The following is a 16,223-nucleotide window of genomic DNA, read 5'->3' as shown; positions in this document are numbered from 1 at the left end:
TGTGGCCGAAACGCCGCGCGAACCGTGCCGGGAAGCAGCCCTTGCTCAGCGCGCGGTGGCGTGCTCCGGCAGGTCGCCGGCCGTCGGTGCGGGAATGCCCGCGGCGGTCACCGGGCGCTCGCGCAGCGACAGCAGCAGGCGCAGCACCGCGATCCACAGCAGGGCCGAGCCGAACATGTGGATGCCTACCAGCACCTCGGGTACGTCGCTGAAGTACTGCACGTAGCCGATGGCGCCCTGCGCCAGCAGCACGATCAGCAGGTCACGGGCGCGGGCCCGGGTGTCGGCGGGGGCGTCGACGACGCGCAGGGCGAACCACATCGCGACGGCCAGGGCGCAGACGACCCAGGCGGCGATCGCGTGGATGTGGGCGGCCGCGCTCCAGTCCCACGGCATGCGCGGTACGTCGCTGCTGTCACCGGCGTGCTTGCCGGAGCCGGTCACGGTGGTGCCGAGCACGATCAGGACGACCGTGGTGGCCACGATGGCCCAGGACAGCTGCCGCACCGGACGCGGGGCGCGCGGGCGTGCCGCTCCGTCGCCCTCGCCGATCCGCACCCAGGTGAGCACGGCCACCGTGAGCAGGCAGTTGGCGAGCAGGAAGTGCCCTGCCACCGACCACGGGTTGAGGCCGGCCCAGACCGTGATCCCGCCGATGACGGCGTTCCCCATCACCAGCCAGAACTGCGACCACGCCAGGCGCGTGAGACCGCGCCGACGGGGCTTCACGGAGCGGGCCGCGATGATCGCCCAGCCGACCGCGGCCGACAGGACGTAGGTGAGCATCCGGTTGCCGAACTCGATGGCGCCGTGCAGGCCCTGTTCGGGCGTCGCGAAGAGGCTGTCGTCGGTGCACTTGGGCCACGTGTCGCAGCCGAGCCCGGAACCGGTCAGCCGGACCGCGCCGCCGGTGACGATGATGAAGACGGTCATCGCGACCGCGGTGAGCGCGGCGCGCCTGGCCGTCTTCACCGACGGGGTCCAGCGGCTGGCGATGTAGGAGATGGGGGTTTCCACGCGCACCATCGTAGGGAACGGCTTGTGCATGTTTTCACGAGGGGTGGGCATTCCGGCCGACCCCGGACATCCCGGGGGTGGCTCGCCGCTCACTCCCAGCGGAAGAACCGGCCCGCCGCGCCCAGGCCCAGCAGCGACCACACGGCCAGGACCGCCGCGTCGCCCCAGGGCATCGGCGCGCCGTGCTGGAGGACGTCCCTCAGCCCGCCGGACAGCGCCGAGATCGGCAGCAGGCCCAGCACCGACTGTGCGGCGTCCGGGAACCGGTCCAGCGGCACGATGACCCCGCCGCCGACCAGCAGCAGGAGGAAGACGAGGTTGGCGGCGGCCAGCGTCGCCTCGGCCTTCAGCGTTCCCGCCATCAGCAGCCCGAGCCCGGAGAAGGCCATGGTGCCCAGCAGCAGGAGCAGCAGCACGGCGAACGCATTGCCCTCCGGCGACCAGCCCAGCGCGAAGGCGATCACCGTCAGCAGGACGATCTGCAGCACCTCCGTGACCAGCACCGCGAGGGTCTTCGCCGCCATCAGGCCCCAGCGGGGCAGAGGCGAGGCGCCCAGTCGCTTGAGCACCCCGTAGCGGCGTTCGAAGCCCGTCGCGATGGCCTGGCCCGTGAACGCCGTCGACATCACCGCGAGCGCGAGTACGCCGGGCGTCAGGAAGCCGACCGGCTCACCGGCGCCCGTGTCGATGATGTCGACCGAGCTGAAGAGCACGAGGAGCAGCGTCGGGATGACCACCGTCAGCAGCAGCTGCTCCCCGTTGCGCAGGAGCATCCGCGTCTCCAGCGCGGCCTGCGCGGCGATCATGCGGGGCAGCGGGGCGGCGCCGGGGCGCGGGGTGTACGTACCGGCGCTCATGCGCGCAGCTCCTTGCCGGTCAGTTCCAGGAAGACGTCCTCCAGGGTGTGCCGCTCGACCGCGATGCCGTCCGGCATCACGCCGTGCTGGGCGCACCAGGAGGTGACGGTCGCGAGCAGCTCCGGGTCGATCCGCCCGGTGATGCGGTACGCCCCGGTGGTCAGCTCGGCCGCCTCGCTGCCGTCGGGCAGCGCCTTCAGCAGTGAGGCGAGGTCCAGCCCGGGGCGGCCCGTGAAGCGCAGGGTGTTCTCGGCGCCGCCGCGTCGCAGCTGCTCCGGGCTGCCCTGGGCGACGACCCGCCCGGCGTCGATCACGGCGACGTCGTCGGCGAGCTCCTCGGCCTCGTCCATGAAGTGCGTGGTGAGGACGACGGACACCCCGTCGGCGCGCAGCTCCCGGATCAGGTCCCAGGTCGAGCGGCGGGCCTGCGGGTCGAGACCGGCCGTCGGCTCGTCCAGGAAGACCAGCTCGGGGCGGCCGACGACCGCCATCGCGAGCGCGAGGCGCTGCTGCTGGCCGCCGGAGAGCCGGCGGTAGGTGGTCCGGCCGCAGCTGCCGAGCCCGAGACGTTCGACGAGTGCGCCGACGTCCAGCGGATGGGCGTGGAGTTTCGCCATGTGGCGCAGCATCTCGTCGGCGCGGGCGCCGGAGTACACGCCGCCGGACTGCAGCATCACGCCGATACGGGGACGGAGCGCGGCCGCGTCGGCGACGGGGTCGAGTCCGAGTACCCGCACGGTCCCGCCGTCCGGCCGCCGGTAGCCCTCGCACATCTCGACCGTGGTGGTCTTCCCTGCGCCGTTGGGGCCGAGGACCGCGGTCACCGTGCCCGCCGCGACCTCCAGACCCAGGCCGTCCACCGCCGTTTTCGTGCCGTACCGCTTGACCAGGCCCCTGGCCTGTACGACGGGCTCACTGCTCATGGCGGGCAAGTCTAGGCGGGCGGGAGAAGGGCCCGGCGCGCCGGGCTCCCCGACGTCCTCGCGGCCTTCCCGGAGGTCCGGCCGCCGGCCGGCCCGGAGAGCGCCCACCTGCGGTGGCCTCCCGTGATCGACTGTTTCCGCAGGTCAATTTAGGTTTACCTAAGTGATGAAGGGCACCGGGTCCGGTCCCGGGGCGGGTTGTCACGCCCGGAGGAATTACGCAACAATGGCGTTGTGAAATACGTTGGCGAGGCTCCTGCGGAGGAACTCGCGACCGGTGAGCGCCCGACGCGCAACCGGATCGCGCGCTCCATCCTGGACCACGGCCCCTCCACCGTCGCCGATCTGGCGAAGCGCGTCGGTCTCACACAGGCCGCCGTGCGCCGGCACCTCGACACCCTCATGTCCGACGACGTGGTCGAGGCCCGCGAACAGCGGGTGTACGGAGCGCGGACCCGCGGCCGTCCGGCCAAGGTCTTCGCCCTCACCGACTGCGGCCGGGACGCCTTCGACCAGTCCTACGACAAGCTCGCCGCCGACGCACTGCGCTGGATCGCCGAGTCGGCGGGGGACGAGGCGCTCGTCGCCTTCGCCCGCGCCAGGATGGCCGCGCAGTCGGAGAAGTACCGGGCCGTGATCGAGTCCGCGGACCCCAAGGCGCGCACGGAGGCCTTGGCCAAGGCCTTGTCCGCCGACGGGTACGCTGCTACGGCGCGTAGCGCTCCGGGCGCTCAGCAGGGCGAGCAGCTCTGCCAGCACCACTGCCCGGTCGCGCACGTAGCCGAGCAGTTCCCGCAGCTGTGCGAGGCGGAGACGGAATTCTTCTCCAGCCTGCTCGGGACCCATGTGCAGCGTCTCGCCACCCTCGCCCACGGCGACGGTGTGTGCACGACGTTCGTTCCGCGCAGCAGCCCCACAGCACCACAGGCTTCACAGACCACTCATTCAGCATCTGCAAGTACGGCCGGGAGGAACCCCGCATGACGCTCCCTACGGAGACTGCCCACCCTGAGCTCGATGGCCTGGGCACGTACGAATTCGGCTGGGCCGACTCCGACGCGGCAGGCGCGGCGGCGAAGCGCGGCCTGTCCGAAGCTGTCGTCCGCGACATCTCGGAGAAGAAGAACGAGCCGGAGTGGATGCTGAAGCTCCGGCTCAAGGGCCTGAAGCTGTTCGGCAAGAAGCCCATGCCGAACTGGGGCTCGGACCTCTCGGGCATCGACTTCGACAACATCAAGTACTTCGTGCGGTCCACCGAGAAGCAGGCGGAGTCCTGGGAGGACCTGCCCGAGGACATCAAGAACACGTACGACAAGCTCGGCATCCCCGAGGCGGAGAAGCAGCGCCTCGTCGCCGGTGTCGCCGCGCAGTACGAGTCCGAGGTCGTCTACCACCAGATCAACGAGGAGCTGGAGGCGCAGGGTGTCATCTTCATGGACACCGACACCGCGCTGAAGGAGCACCCGGAGCTCTTCAAGGAGTACTTCGGCACCGTCATCCCCGTCGGTGACAACAAGTTCGCCTCGCTGAACTCCGCGGTCTGGTCCGGCGGCTCGTTCATCTACGTGCCGAAGGGCGTGCACGTCGAGATCCCGCTCCAGGCCTACTTCCGTATCAACACGGAGAACATGGGCCAGTTCGAGCGGACGCTGATCATCGTCGACGAGGACGCCTACGTCCACTACGTCGAGGGCTGCACCGCGCCGATCTACTCCTCGGACTCGCTGCACTCCGCGGTCGTCGAGATCATCGTGAAGAAGGGCGGCCGCTGCCGCTACACGACGATCCAGAACTGGTCGAACAACGTCTACAACCTCGTCACCAAGCGTGCCGTGGCGTACGAGGGCGCGACCATGGAGTGGGTCGACGGCAACATCGGCTCCAAGGTCACCATGAAGTACCCGGCCGTCTACCTGATGGGCGAGCACGCCAAGGGCGAGACCCTGTCCATCGCCTTCGCGGGCGAGGGCCAGCACCAGGACGCCGGCGCCAAGATGGTCCACATGGCACCGAACACCTCCTCCAACATCGTCTCCAAGTCGGTGGCGCGAGGCGGCGGCCGCACCTCCTACCGCGGTCTCATCGAGATCGGCGAGGGCGCGCCGGGAGCCAAGTCCAACGTGCTGTGCGACGCGCTGCTCGTGGACACGATCTCCCGCTCCGACACCTACCCCTACGTCGACGTCCGCGAGGACGACGTGTCGATGGGGCACGAGGCGACGGTCTCCAAGGTCTCCGAGGACCAGCTCTTCTACCTGATGAGCCGCGGCATGACCGAGTTCGAGGCCATGGCGATGATCGTGCGCGGCTTCGTCGAGCCGATCGCCAAGGAGCTGCCCATGGAGTACGCCCTGGAGCTCAACCGGCTGATCGAGCTGCAGATGGAGGGTTCGGTCGGCTAGTACGCCCGCCGACCGCGTCCCGAAGAGTTCTTGACTGAGAAAGCGAGCACTACGACAGCCATGGCTGAGGCTCAGAACATCCCGGCCGGTTCGACGACCGCCGGTTCCATCGCGGTGGCGGCCGAGTCCACCGTCGCCACGCGCATGAGCGCACCCCCGTCCTTCGACGTCGCGGACTTCCCGGTCCCGCACGGCCGCGAGGAGGAGTGGCGGTTCACGCCGCTGGACCGGCTGCGCGGCCTGCACGACGGCACCGCCGTCGCCACGGGTGACGGGGTCAAGGTCGTCGTCGAGGCGCCCTCCGGCGTCACGGTCGAGACCGTGGGCCGCGACGACGACCGGCTCGGCAAGGCCGGAACGCCGGTCGACCGGGTCGCCGCCCAGGCGTACTCGTCCTTCCAGCACGCCTCGGTCGTCACGGTCGCGAAGGAGGCCGTGCTCACCGAGCCGGTCCGGATCACCGTGCACGGTGAGGGCGGCGTGGCCTACGGCCACCAGGTCATCCAGCTGGAAGCCTTCGCCGAGGCAGTCGTCGTCATCGACCACACCGGTGACGCCGTGCTCGCCGCCAACGTCGACTACGTCCTGGGCGACGGCGCGAAGCTGACCGTCGTCTCCGTCCAGGACTGGGACGACACGGCGGTCCACGTCGGCCAGCACAACGCGCTGGTCGGCCGCGACGCCTCCTTCAAGTCGATCATCGTGACGTTCGGCGGGGACCTCGTCCGCATCCACCCGCGGGTCGCCTACGCCGCCCCCGGCGGCGAGGCCGAGCTCTTCGGCCTGTACTTCACCGACAAGGGCCAGCACCAGGAGCACCGTCTCCTGGTCGACCACAACACCCCGCACTGCAAGTCCAACGCGGTGTACAAGGGTGCGCTCCAGGGCGAGGACGCCCACGCCGTGTGGATCGGTGACGTGCTCATCCAGGCCGCCGCCGAAGGCACCGACACCTACGAGATGAACCGCAACCTGGTCCTCACCGACGGTGCCCGTGTCGACTCCGTACCGAACCTGGAGATCGAGACCGGCGAGATCGTCGGAGCCGGCCACGCCTCGGCGACGGGCCGCTTCGACGACGAGCAGCTCTTCTACCTCCAGTCCCGCGGTATCCCCGCCGAGGAGGCCCGCCGGCTCGTCGTGCGCGGCTTCTTCGCCGAGCTGGTCCAGCAGATCGGCCTGCCGGACGTCGAGGCCCGGCTCCTCGACAAGATCGAGGCCGAGCTGAAGGCGTCGGTCTGAGATGGCCTTCGTCAAAGCCTGTGCGCTGAGCGAGCTGGAGGACGACACCCCCAAGAGGGTGGAGCTCGACGGCACGCCGGTGTCCGTCGTCCGCACCGAGGGCGAGGTGTTCGCGATCAACGACATCTGCTCGCACGCGAACGTCTCGCTGTCGGAGGGCGAGGTGGAGGACTGCTCGATCGAGTGCTGGCTGCACGGATCGAGCTTCGACCTCCGCACCGGCAAGCCGTCCGGTCTTCCCGCGACGCGCCCCGTCCCCGTATACCCCGTAAAGATCGAAGGGGACGATGTGCTCGTCTCCGTCACCCAGGAGTCCTGAGTCACCCATGGCAACGCTTGAAATCCGCGACCTGCACGTTTCCGTCGAGGCCGACAACGCCACGAAGGAGATCCTCAAGGGCGTCGACCTGACCGTGAAGCAGGGCGAGACGCACGCCATCATGGGCCCGAACGGGTCCGGCAAGTCCACCCTCGCCTACTCGCTCGCGGGTCACCCCAAGTACACGATCACGAGTGGCACGGTGACCCTGGACGGCGAGGACGTCCTGGAGATGTCCGTCGACGAGCGGGCCCGCGCCGGCCTGTTCCTCGCCATGCAGTACCCGGTCGAGATCCCCGGTGTCTCGGTCTCCAACTTCCTGCGCACCTCCGCCACCGCCGTCCGCGGCGAGGCCCCCAAGCTGCGGACGTGGGTGAAGGAGGTCAAGGAGACGATGGCCGGGCTCCAGATGGACCCCGCCTTCGCCGAGCGCAACGTCAACGAGGGCTTCTCCGGCGGCGAGAAGAAGCGCCACGAGATCCTCCAGCTGGAGCTCCTCAAGCCGAAGGTCGCGATCCTCGACGAGACCGACTCCGGCCTGGACGTCGACGCGCTGAAGACGGTCTCCGAGGGCGTCAACCGGGTGCGCGAGACCGGCGAGGTCGGCACCCTGCTGATCACGCACTACACACGCATCCTCAAGTACATCAAGCCCGACTACGTGCACGTCTTCGCCAACGGCCGGATCGCCGCCTCCGGCGGTGCCGAGCTGGCCGACCAGCTGGAGAACGAGGGCTACGAGGCCTACACGAAGGGTGGCGCTTCCGCGTGACTGACGCCCGACAGGGGCTCTCCGGCCTCCTCGACACCGAGGCGATCCGCAAGGACTTCCCGATCCTGGACCGCACGGTCCACGACGGCAAGAAGATCGTGTACCTGGACAGTGCGGCGACCTCGCAGAAGCCGCGGCAGGTGCTCGACGCTCTCAGCGAGTACTACGAGCGGCACAACGCCAACGTCCACCGCGGTGTGTACACGATCGCGGAGGAGGCCACCGCGCTGTACGAAGGCGCTCGCGACAAGGTCGCGGCCTTCATCAACGCACCCAGCCGCAACGAGGTGATCTTCACCAAGAACGCCTCGGAGTCGCTCAACCTCGTCGCCAACATGCTGGGCTGGGCGGATGAGCCCTACCGGGTGGACAGCGACACCGAGATCGTCACCACGGAGATGGAGCACCACTCCAACATCGTGCCGTGGCAGCTGCTCTCGCAGCGCACGGGCGCGAAGCTGAAGTGGTTCGGCATCACCGACGACGGCCGGCTGGACCTGTCCAACATCGACGAGATCATCACGGAGAAGACGAAGATCGTCTCCTTCACGCTGGTCTCCAACATCATGGGCACGGTCAACCCGGTCGAGAAGATCATCCGCCGTGCCCAGCAGGTCGGCGCGCTGGTCTGCATCGACGCCTCGCAGGCGGCCCCGCACATGGTGCTCGACGTGCAGGCGCTGCAGGCCGACTTCGTGGCCTTCACCGGCCACAAGATGGTCGGCCCGACCGGCATCGGCGTGCTCTGGGGACGGCAGGAGCTCCTGGAGGACCTGCCTCCGTTCCTCGGCGGCGGCGAGATGATCGAGACCGTGTCGATGCACTCGTCGACGTACGCCCCCGCGCCGCACAAGTTCGAGGCCGGTACGCCCCCGATCGCGCAGGCCGTCGGCCTCGGCGCGGCCGTGGACTACCTCTCGGCCATCGGCATGGAGAACATCCACCGCCACGAGCAGGCGATCACCGAGTACGCGGTGCGCAGGCTCCTGGAGGTCCCGGACCTCCGGATCATCGGCCCGTCCACGGCCGAGGACCGGGGCGCGACGATCTCGTTCACGCTCGGCGACATCCACCCCCACGACGTGGGTCAGGTACTCGACGAGCTGGGCATCGCGGTCCGGGTCGGACACCACTGCGCACGGCCGGTGTGCCTGCGGTACGGAATTCCTGCGACGACGCGAGCGTCGTTCTATCTGTACTCCACGCCCGCCGAGGTCGACGCCCTGGTGGACGGCCTGGAGCATGTGCGGAACTTTTTCGGTTAAGGGCGAGGGTTGACTGGTGAAGCTTGACTCCATGTACCAGGAAGTGATCCTGGACCACTACAAGCACCCCCACGGGCGTGGCCTGCGGGACGGCGACGCCGAGGTGCACCACGTCAACCCGACGTGCGGCGACGAGATCACGCTCCGCGTGAAGTACGACGGCGAGACCATCGCCGACGTCAGTTACGAGGGCCAGGGCTGCTCCATCAGCCAGGCCAGCGCCTCCGTGCTCAACGAGCTGCTGGTCGGCAAGCAGCTCGGCGAGGCGCAGAAGATCCAGGAGACCTTCCTGGAACTGATGCAGTCCAAGGGTCAGCTGGAGCCGGACGACACGATGGAGGAGGTGCTGGAGGACGCGGTCGCGTTCGCCGGTGTCTCCAAGTACCCGGCCCGGGTCAAGTGCGCGCTGCTGAGCTGGATGGCGTGGAAGGACGCGACGGCGCAGGCGCTGTCCGAAGGGAAGACGGCATGAGCGAGAACGAGACTCTTACCATCAAGCCGGCCTCCGAGGAGGAGGTTCGCGAGGCGCTGTACGACGTGGTCGACCCCGAGCTGGGCATCGACGTCGTCAACCTCGGCCTGATCTACGGCATCCACGTGGACGACGCCAACATCGCCACCCTCGACATGACCCTGACGTCCGCGGCCTGTCCGCTGACCGATGTCATCGAGGACCAGGCGAAGTCCGCGACGGACGGCATCGTCAACGAGCTGCGGATCAACTGGGTCTGGATGCCGCCGTGGGGCCCGGACAAGATCACCGACGACGGCCGTGAGCAGCTTCGCGCGCTCGGCTTCAACGTCTGATCCACGCCTTCGCTGACGGCTCCCGGCACTGTGCCGGGAGCCGTCACGCGTTTGCCGCCCGCCCGGCGGGCAGCCACGCGTGTGACGGCCCGCCCGGCGTCACCGGGCGGGCCGTCGCCGGTCACCACTGCGGGGCGACGCCCCCGTACGGCGGTGGCGGGTGGGGGCCCTGGGCGGGGACGCCGGCGGCCTCGGCCAGTACCGGGACCAGGTCCTCGGTCCGGATCCGCCGGTCGACGTAGAGCAGGCCGGTCACCAGCTGCGGGAACGTCGCCGAGATGATCTGGCTCACCAGCCCGCCCAGCACGGTCGCGATCAGATAGCCGCTCATCGCGACCACGACCGCCGTGGGGCTCGGGTCGTCCTCCAGTGACGCGGAACCGATCATGGCGGGGAACACGCCGAGGACCGAGAACGGGATCTGGACGACGTAGCCGGCCACCGCGGCCATCAGGCCGGCCAGCAGGGTGATGCCGAAGATCCGCCACCAGTCGCCGCGCACCAGCTGGGCCGAGCGGCGCAGGGCGGCGACGGGCCCCTGGCCCTCGAAGACCACGACAGCCGGTGCCAGGCAGACCTTTGTCCAGAGCCAGACGGCGAGCGGTCCCGTGATCAGCGCGCCGATGACGCCGACGCTGATGGCGATGGCGGAGCCGCCACCGCTGGCCATGGTGATGGCGCTGACCATCGCCGTGATGAGGGCCGTCGTCAGGAGCAGCACGGGCACGATCGCGACCAGGGCGGTGAGGATCAGGGCACCGATCACGGGGAACACGCGGGCCCATGCCTTGCGCCACACCGCCGCGAAGGTGATGGGCCTGCCCAGGACCGCCTCCTGCAGCACAGTGGGGACCGCGGCGTACACCAGGCCGGAGACGATCGCCATGGTGACGATGCCCAGCAGTACCAGGACACCGCCCGCGGTCACGAGCGGAACGAGGTCCGCGGACGAGGCCTCCTCGCCGTAGTCGAGGGAGACGACCCGTTCCAGGCGGTCGGAGACGGCGGAGTAGGCGATGGCCACCGCCGCCGCCATCAGGAGCGCGGCGCCGCCGTAGAGCGCGGCGGCCATGCCGAACAGCTGCTTCCAGTACCTGCCCATCGTCGAGAACGCCCCGCCCAGCACGTCCCCCAGCCCCAGGGGGGCGAGGGGTATCACCCCCGGCTTCGGTGGCGGCACCCAGCCGCCCCAACCCGGCGGCCCGCCGTACGGACCTCCGCCGTACGGGCCTCCGCCGTACGGTGCGCCCCCGTAGGCGCCACCGCCCCACCCTGCGTCGTGCGCCACCACTGCTCCGTTGTTCGTACGGTCTGTTCGTCTGCCGGTCCTACCGGTGCGGACACCGTAGCGTCCCGGGGTGTCCCGGAATCCCGCCCGGGCGCCGAGGGTGCGCACACGCGGTGTGTACAGCTGTACGCAACGCTGTGTACGCTCGTACGCATGGGATACGCACTGCTGGCCGCGGCCATCGCGGCGGAGGTGGCCGGCACGACGGCCATGAAGTACAGCGAGGGATTCACCCGGCTGTGGCCCTCGGTCGTCACGGTCGTGGGCTATGTGCTGGCCTTCGCGCTGCTCGCCCAGACCCTCAAGACGCTCTCGGTCGGCACCGCCTATGCCATCTGGGCGGGTGCGGGCACCGCGGCGGTCGCCGCCATCGGCATCCTCTGGATGGGGGAACCGGCGGGGCTCGCCAAGCTGGCCGGCATCGCCCTGGTCATCGCGGGGGTCGTCGTCCTCAATCTCGGAGGAGCGCACTGATGGTCCGGCGGTACGACCCCGAGCGGCGCGAGCGCATCATCGACGCGGCGATCCGTGTCGTCGCGGACCGGGGCATCGGGGGTCTCAGCCACCGCACCGTGGCCGCCGAGGCCGATGTACCGCTCGGCTCCACGACGTATCACTTCGCCTCCCTCGACGAACTGCTGGTCGCAGCCCTGCGCCGGTGCAACGAGAGCTTCGCGAGGACGGTGCGGGAGAGTCCGTACTTCTCCGATCCCGCGGTCCCGCTCGCCGACGAGCTCACCCGGCTGCTGGGGGAGTGGTTCGCGGCGGGGCGAGGCCCGCTCGCGCTGGAGTACGAGCTGTACCTCGCTGCCCTGCGCCGGCCCGCCCTGCAGCCGGTGGCCGCCGAGTGGGCCGACGCCCTGGCCGTGCTGATCGCCGATCGCACCGACCCGGCCACCGCACGGGCGCTCACGGCCCTGCTGGACGGGATCAGCCTCCAGGTGCTGCTCACCGGGGGCGACTTCGACCCGGAGTACACCCGGGAGATGCTGGCCAGGGTCGTGGACGGGGCGGACCGCCGGCGCCGGTCCGGCGGTGCGGCGAACCCCGGGGCGCCGGACGCCGGACAGACCTCCGGCAGCTGAGACCGGTTCGCCCGCGCGGGGCTCGGGCGGTTAGGTTCTGTTCATGACCGACACGACTTCCCAGGGCTCCGCCCGCACCACCGGCGCCGTCGCCGCCGGCCTCGCCACCATCGCCGGTGACGGCACCGTCCTCGACACCTGGTTCCCCGCCCCCGAGCTCGTCGCCGACCCCGGACCGGCGGGGACGCAGCGCCTCGGCGCGGACGAGGCGGTGAACCGCCTCGGCGAGGGTGCGGCCAGGGCCATCGGTGTGGACGCCCGACGCGGGGTGGAGGTCGTCGCCGTGGCCACGGTCATCTCCTCGCTCGACGACAAGCCCCTCGACGCGCACGACACCTACCTGCGTCTCCACCTGCTCTCGCACCGGCTCGTCCAGCCCCACGGGCAGAACCTCGACGGCATCTTCGGTTTCCTCGCGAACGTCGCCTGGACCTCGCTCGGCCCGGTGGCCGTCGACGACCTGGAGAAGGTCCGGCTCAACGCGCGCGCCGAGGGCCTCCACCTCCAGGTCACCTCGGTGGACAAGTTCCCCCGGATGACGGACTACGTCGCGCCCAAGGGTGTGCGCATCGCCGACGCCGACCGGGTCAGGCTCGGGGCGCACCTGGCCTCGGGCACGACCGTGATGCACGAGGGCTTCGTCAACTTCAACGCGGGCACCCTCGGCACCTCCATGGTCGAGGGCCGCATCTCCGCGGGCGTCGTGGTCGGCGACGGGTCCGACATCGGCGGCGGCGCGTCCACCATGGGCATGCTGTCGGGCGGCGGCAAGGAGCGCATCGTCATCGGACAGCGCTGCCTGATCGGCGCCGAGGCCGGCATCGGGATCGCGCTCGGCGACGAGTGCGTCGTCGAGGCCGGGCTGTACGTCACGGCCGGCACCCGGGTGACGATGCCGGACGGGCAGGTCGTCAAGGCACGTGAGCTGTCCGGCGCCTCGAACATCCTCTTCCGCCGCAACTCGGTCACCGGAGCCGTCGAGGCCCGCCCGAACAACGCGGTGTGGGACGGGCTCAACGACGTGCTGCACAGCCACAACTAGCCGGTAGCGGCCAGGAGTTCCCCGTACACCCCGCGCAGCCCGTCGACCGCCTCGCGGTCGGCGGGCTGCAGCGGTTCCCGGACCCGGCCCGCGTCCAGGAGCGCCTTCGCCGTGACCGTGCCGGGCAGGCCCGCGGCCATCATCGCCTCGATGAGGGGGGCGGTGAGCCCGTTGAGGCGGGCGGCCTCCGCGGTGTCGCCGGCGTCGAACGCGTCCAGTACGGACCGCATCTGACGCGGGGCCACGTTGGCGACCGTGCTGACGTAGCCGGCCGCGCCCAGGGCGTACAGCGGGAGGTTCAGCTCCTCGCAGCCCGAGTAGTACGCCAGTGAGGTCCGCGCCATCACCCCGGTGGCCGCGAGCAGGTCGTACGAGCAGTCCTTGACCGCCAGGACGCGCGGGTGCTCCGCCAGGCGCAGCAGCGTCGCCGGTTCGATCCTCGTGCCGGTGCGGCCCGGGATGTCGTACAGCATCAGCCCGATGCCGGTGGCCTCCGCGACCCGGAGGAAGTGCGCCTCCACGGCGGCCTGCGGCGGACGGCTGTAGTACGGGGTCACCACGAGCAGCCCGTCCGCGCCCGCCGCCTCGGCCTCCTGCGCGAGCCGGACCGTGTGCCGGGTGTCGGAACTGCCGACGCCCGCGACCAGCGGGACCGTCCCGCCGACGGCCTCCCGGACGGCCCGCAGCAGGGCGGTCTTCTCCTCGTCCGTCGTGGTCGGTGACTCGCCGGTGGTGCCGCTGAGCACGAGACCGTCGCAGCCGTCCGCGACGAGACGGGCGGCGTGCCGGCGGGCGGCGTCCAGGTCCAGTTCACCCGCGGAGGTGAACGGCGTGATCATGGCACAGAGGGTGCGGCCGAAGGGTCTGGCCGAGTGGGATGTCATCTCCGCAGTCTCGGCGCCCGGTCCCTACGGGTCCACTTAGATCTGCTTGGGGTGAAGGGGAAGAGACGCTGAACGGTGGGAGTGGTCTGGCATGATCGAACAGACTGGCGGCGGATCGTTCCAGGGGTGGGATGCACGGCATGCGCGTAAGGAAGACGATCTCGGCGGCGGTGCTCACGGCCGCCGTACTGACGCTCTCCGGCTGTGCCGGATTCCTCGTCCCCGCAGGTGAGGGGGAGCCGGCCCCGGCGTCGAGCCCGGCCGTCACGACGCGGCCGGCGGACTCCGCGGCCGGACCGGACTCCGCGCTCGCCCCGGACGCGGGGGCCACGACGGACGCCCCCGCCCAGGGTGCGCCGGGCCCCGCCGCACCGGCCGGCGACTGCCCCGCCTCCGGCGTGGCCGTGGAGATGGGGCCCGTCCAGACGGCGATGTTCCACCGCGCCGTCACACTCACGCTGACCAACTGCGGGAAGGAGCCCTACCGCGTCCACGGCTACCCGTCCGTCCGCGCGCTGGGTGACGACGGCGAGCGCATCCCCGTCCCCGTGAACGCGGGAGGCTCGATGTTCGGCAAGGACGAGGGGCCGCGCGAGGTCATGCTGAAGCCCGGGGGCAAGGTGACGTCGACGCTGGCCTGGGTCTCCACCAAGGAGGGCGGTGACCTCATCGAGGGCGACGCCCTGGAGATCGCCGCCGCCCCGGACACGGGGGCCCGGGTCTTTCCGCTGGAGGGCCACGACATACGCCTGATGGACGAGCTGAACACGACCGCCTGGCGGGCGGCGGGGACCGGATGACCGGCCTCCGCGCAGGGCGCCCCTGACGCGTGGGACCGTGATCCGCGTACCGTCCCGAGGGGGCGCGCCGCGGCGGTGCGCACCGTGCAACTCCCCGCCGTGCCGCGCCCGTTGCGACGCTGCCATCGCCAAGGCGGGCCGACAGGACGCCGGTCCCCGGCGGGGTGGTGGCAGAACCGGGCGGGACGGTACGAAATGCGTCTACGCTGGGGCCGCGGCCAAGGACCCGTACGCACAGGGCCGGCCCCCTGCACACAGCCCGCGCATGCCCCGAGGAGACCCCCTGATGTCCGCAGAGCGCCCCTCCCTGCCGCCGGTGCGGCTGCACACCGAGGCCGAGCTGGCACGGGACGCGCTGGCCGCTCCGCTGCTCGCCCGCGCAGTCCGCCTCGCCCGCTGGGCGGGCCCCGGGACCCGGGTGGGTGCCGGTGGCGAACTCGTCGACGCGCAGTTGCCCGCCGCCGCCGAGCACCTCGGGCTCGGTGACGACGAGGACGGTGCGGCGTACGCCAGCGAGGCATGGCGCCTGGCCGTCGACACGGGGCTCGTCGACTTCGAGGACCCGGACGACGAGAGCGCGGGGGACGGGGCGGGCGGCGAGGCGGAGGGCACCGTCACGGTCGGCGAGAACCTTGCCCTGCTGACCTCCGGATCGCCGGGGGACGTCCTCTCGATCTGGCTCGACGGCCTGGAGGCGGTGCACGCGGACGCCACCGCCCCCGCCTTCGACGACTTCGCCGACCTCATCGGCGAGGACGGCAGCGTCGACTTCGACGCCCTCGACTGGGACCCGGAGGAGGAGGCCGAATTCCTCGACGGGGTGCTCACCAATCTCTATCTGCTGACCCTTTCGGAGGCCGGTCCCGCCGACGGCCCCGTGCCGCTGCCCGCCCTCGCCGCGTCCATGGTGGTGCCCGAGGACATGGCTGAGCCCACGGACGACGTCCTGGAGCAGGTCTCCGAAGCCATGATGCGGCTGGACGACCAGTTCCGGGTCCTCGAACCCATCGGGATCGTCGCCTACACACCGGTGGACGAGGCGCTGCTGACCGAGGAGGGCGAGGAGGCGACACCGCCCGCCGACGACGAGGACGTCACCCGCTACGGCATGGTGAGGCTGACCCCGCTCGGTCTCTACGGCATCCGCGAGCGGATGCTGGAGGCCGGCGTGGACGCCCCGGCCGTCGGTGACCTCGTCGACAAGGGGGCCGACATCCTCCTCGACGGGATCGCGTACTACCCGGAGGAGGCCGCGCGCACCGAGGTCGGTCTCTGGCTCGCGCGGCACGGGACGGAAGGGGCGGAGTCCGCCGCAGCCGAACTCCTGGGCGCGGCCCGCGGCGCCGACCCGCGCGCACCGCTGCGCAGGNNCGGCGGACTGGCGCGGGTCTGGCTCGCGGAGCGCGGCGCGGCCGACGTGCCGGCGCCCCCGGAGTCGATGATCTTCTGGCTCGCCGTGGACACCATCGCGGCGCAGCTGGACGCGGACGGCGACCTGGATGAGCTCCAGGAGCTGGTCG

At 70.8% G+C, this 16,223-nt stretch carries 17 protein-coding genes and 1 pseudogene; 13 read left to right on the top strand and 5 right to left on the bottom strand.

The genetic code is table 11. The annotated features are described in order from the left end of the window. Positions 1–45 precede the first annotated feature (45 nt). The 3 genes from BFF76_RS19495 to BFF76_RS19485 form a co-directional block, all read right to left on the bottom strand. A complete protein-coding gene (locus BFF76_RS19495; protein ID WP_031094521.1) occupies positions 46–1,026 on the bottom strand; it encodes a COX15/CtaA family protein in 981 nt (326 codons plus the stop codon). An 80-nt stretch (positions 1,027–1,106) separates the two neighbouring features. Next, positions 1,107–1,874 (bottom strand): ABC transporter permease, encoded by a 768-nt coding sequence (locus tag BFF76_RS19490; RefSeq protein ID WP_053929722.1) that lies wholly within the window; start codon positions 1,872–1,874, stop codon positions 1,107–1,109. Continuing rightward, positions 1,871–2,797, bottom strand: coding sequence for an ABC transporter ATP-binding protein (locus BFF76_RS19485; protein WP_031094523.1), 927 nt, complete (start codon positions 2,795–2,797; stop codon positions 1,871–1,873). Before BFF76_RS19485 ends, BFF76_RS19490 begins: the two co-directional genes overlap by 4 nt. 234 nt (positions 2,798–3,031) lie before the next feature. Here BFF76_RS19485 and BFF76_RS19480 point away from each other — a divergent pair, with 234 nt between their 5' ends. From BFF76_RS19480 to BFF76_RS19445, 8 genes are read left to right on the top strand one after another with little or no spacing between them, the layout of a single operon-like run. Continuing rightward, positions 3,032–3,781: a helix-turn-helix transcriptional regulator gene (locus BFF76_RS19480; protein WP_031094524.1), complete on the top strand. Its 750-nt coding sequence runs from the start codon at positions 3,032–3,034 to the stop codon at positions 3,779–3,781. Next, positions 3,778–5,199, top strand: coding sequence for a Fe-S cluster assembly protein SufB (gene sufB / locus BFF76_RS19475; protein ID WP_031094525.1), 1,422 nt, complete (start codon positions 3,778–3,780; stop codon positions 5,197–5,199). Before BFF76_RS19480 ends, sufB begins: the two co-directional genes overlap by 4 nt. A gap of 60 nt (positions 5,200–5,259) precedes the next feature. Further along, positions 5,260–6,441 carry a Fe-S cluster assembly protein SufD gene (sufD, locus tag BFF76_RS19470; protein WP_031094527.1) on the top strand — a complete coding sequence of 394 codons (1,182 nt, stop codon included), beginning with the start codon at positions 5,260–5,262 and terminating at the stop codon, positions 6,439–6,441. A 1-nt stretch (position 6,442) separates the two neighbouring features. Next, on the top strand, positions 6,443–6,760 hold the full coding sequence (locus tag BFF76_RS19465) for a bifunctional 3-phenylpropionate/cinnamic acid dioxygenase ferredoxin subunit (protein WP_018555702.1): 318 nt from the start codon (positions 6,443–6,445) through the stop codon (positions 6,758–6,760). 7 nt (positions 6,761–6,767) lie between these two features. Continuing rightward, on the top strand, positions 6,768–7,532 hold the full coding sequence (gene sufC, locus BFF76_RS19460) for a Fe-S cluster assembly ATPase SufC (RefSeq protein ID WP_031094529.1): 765 nt from the start codon (positions 6,768–6,770) through the stop codon (positions 7,530–7,532). After that, on the top strand, positions 7,529–8,797 hold the full coding sequence (locus BFF76_RS19455) for a cysteine desulfurase (RefSeq protein WP_031094531.1): 1,269 nt from the start codon (positions 7,529–7,531) through the stop codon (positions 8,795–8,797). Before sufC ends, BFF76_RS19455 begins: the two co-directional genes overlap by 4 nt. A 16-nt stretch (positions 8,798–8,813) precedes the next feature. Then, positions 8,814–9,269 (top strand): Fe-S cluster assembly sulfur transfer protein SufU, encoded by a 456-nt coding sequence (gene sufU, locus BFF76_RS19450; RefSeq protein WP_042836603.1) that lies wholly within the window; start codon positions 8,814–8,816, stop codon positions 9,267–9,269. After that, entirely contained in the window at positions 9,266–9,604 is a 339-nt protein-coding gene (locus tag BFF76_RS19445; protein ID WP_031094534.1) for a metal-sulfur cluster assembly factor, read from the top strand. Before sufU ends, BFF76_RS19445 begins: the two co-directional genes overlap by 4 nt. Positions 9,605–9,725: 121 nt before the next feature. Here the strand turns inward: BFF76_RS19445 and BFF76_RS19440 are convergent, their stop codons facing one another. Further along, positions 9,726–10,892 (bottom strand): DUF7847 domain-containing protein, encoded by a 1,167-nt coding sequence (locus BFF76_RS19440; protein WP_199831524.1) that lies wholly within the window; start codon positions 10,890–10,892, stop codon positions 9,726–9,728. 153 nt (positions 10,893–11,045) lie between these two features. On the opposite strand from BFF76_RS19440, the gene BFF76_RS19435 reads away from it, so the two are divergent. The 3 genes from BFF76_RS19435 to dapD are packed head-to-tail and all read left to right on the top strand — an operon-like array spanning position 11,046 to position 13,019. Beyond that, complete coding sequence (locus tag BFF76_RS19435) at positions 11,046–11,366, top strand: DMT family transporter (RefSeq protein ID WP_031094537.1); 321 nt, start codon at positions 11,046–11,048, stop codon at positions 11,364–11,366. Continuing rightward, positions 11,366–11,977, top strand: a complete 612-nt coding sequence (locus BFF76_RS19430; RefSeq protein WP_078850623.1) for a TetR/AcrR family transcriptional regulator — start codon at positions 11,366–11,368, stop codon at positions 11,975–11,977. The genes BFF76_RS19435 and BFF76_RS19430 overlap by 1 nt, the downstream gene beginning before the upstream one ends. Positions 11,978–12,020: 43 nt before the next feature. Next, positions 12,021–13,019 (top strand): 2,3,4,5-tetrahydropyridine-2,6-dicarboxylate N-succinyltransferase, encoded by a 999-nt coding sequence (gene dapD / locus BFF76_RS19425; RefSeq protein ID WP_031094542.1) that lies wholly within the window; start codon positions 12,021–12,023, stop codon positions 13,017–13,019. Here the strand turns inward: dapD and dapA are convergent. Further along, a complete protein-coding gene (gene dapA / locus BFF76_RS19420) occupies positions 13,016–13,903 on the bottom strand; it encodes a 4-hydroxy-tetrahydrodipicolinate synthase (RefSeq protein WP_065848713.1) in 888 nt (295 codons plus the stop codon). The two genes, dapD and dapA, sit on opposite strands and share 4 nt — an antisense overlap. 140 nt (positions 13,904–14,043) lie before the next feature. Between dapA and BFF76_RS19415 the strand changes: the two genes are divergently transcribed. Beyond that, positions 14,044–14,703: a DUF4232 domain-containing protein gene (locus tag BFF76_RS19415; RefSeq protein WP_053929750.1), complete on the top strand. Its 660-nt coding sequence runs from the start codon at positions 14,044–14,046 to the stop codon at positions 14,701–14,703. Positions 14,704–14,989: 286 nt separating this feature from the next. Next, a pseudogene (locus BFF76_RS33925) lies at positions 14,990–16,072 on the top strand (hypothetical protein); the annotation flags it as partial. Between the last annotated feature and the right edge of the window lie 151 nt (positions 16,073–16,223).

This window comes from Streptomyces mutomycini, assembly GCF_001700505.1.
GTDB lineage: Bacteria > Actinomycetota > Actinomycetes > Streptomycetales > Streptomycetaceae > Streptomyces > Streptomyces mutomycini.
This window is presented reverse-complemented; position numbering and strand designations above follow the sequence as displayed.

Bases quoted from the DNA above. Each gene is read 5' to 3' on its own strand.
- BFF76_RS19465 (WP_018555702.1), top strand. From the start codon at position 6,443: ATGGCCTTCGTCAAAGCCTGTGCGCTGAGCGAGCTGGAGGACGACACC.
- sufB (WP_031094525.1), top strand. From the start codon at position 3,778: ATGACGCTCCCTACGGAGACTGCCCACCCTGAGCTCGATGGCCTGGGC.
- BFF76_RS19445 (WP_031094534.1), top strand. From the start codon at position 9,266: ATGAGCGAGAACGAGACTCTTACCATCAAGCCGGCCTCCGAGGAGGAG.
- BFF76_RS19485 (WP_031094523.1), bottom strand. From the start codon at position 2,797: ATGAGCAGTGAGCCCGTCGTACAGGCCAGGGGCCTGGTCAAGCGGTAC.
- BFF76_RS19415 (WP_053929750.1), top strand. From the start codon at position 14,044: ATGCGCGTAAGGAAGACGATCTCGGCGGCGGTGCTCACGGCCGCCGTA.
- sufD (WP_031094527.1), top strand. From the start codon at position 5,260: ATGGCTGAGGCTCAGAACATCCCGGCCGGTTCGACGACCGCCGGTTCC.
- BFF76_RS19490 (WP_053929722.1), bottom strand. From the start codon at position 1,874: ATGAGCGCCGGTACGTACACCCCGCGCCCCGGCGCCGCCCCGCTGCCC.
- sufC (WP_031094529.1), top strand. From the start codon at position 6,768: ATGGCAACGCTTGAAATCCGCGACCTGCACGTTTCCGTCGAGGCCGAC.
- dapD (WP_031094542.1), top strand. From the start codon at position 12,021: ATGACCGACACGACTTCCCAGGGCTCCGCCCGCACCACCGGCGCCGTC.
- BFF76_RS19435 (WP_031094537.1), top strand. From the start codon at position 11,046: ATGGGATACGCACTGCTGGCCGCGGCCATCGCGGCGGAGGTGGCCGGC.
- dapA (WP_065848713.1), bottom strand. From the start codon at position 13,903: ATGACATCCCACTCGGCCAGACCCTTCGGCCGCACCCTCTGTGCCATG.
- BFF76_RS19495 (WP_031094521.1), bottom strand. From the start codon at position 1,026: ATGGTGCGCGTGGAAACCCCCATCTCCTACATCGCCAGCCGCTGGACC.
- BFF76_RS19430 (WP_078850623.1), top strand. From the start codon at position 11,366: ATGGTCCGGCGGTACGACCCCGAGCGGCGCGAGCGCATCATCGACGCG.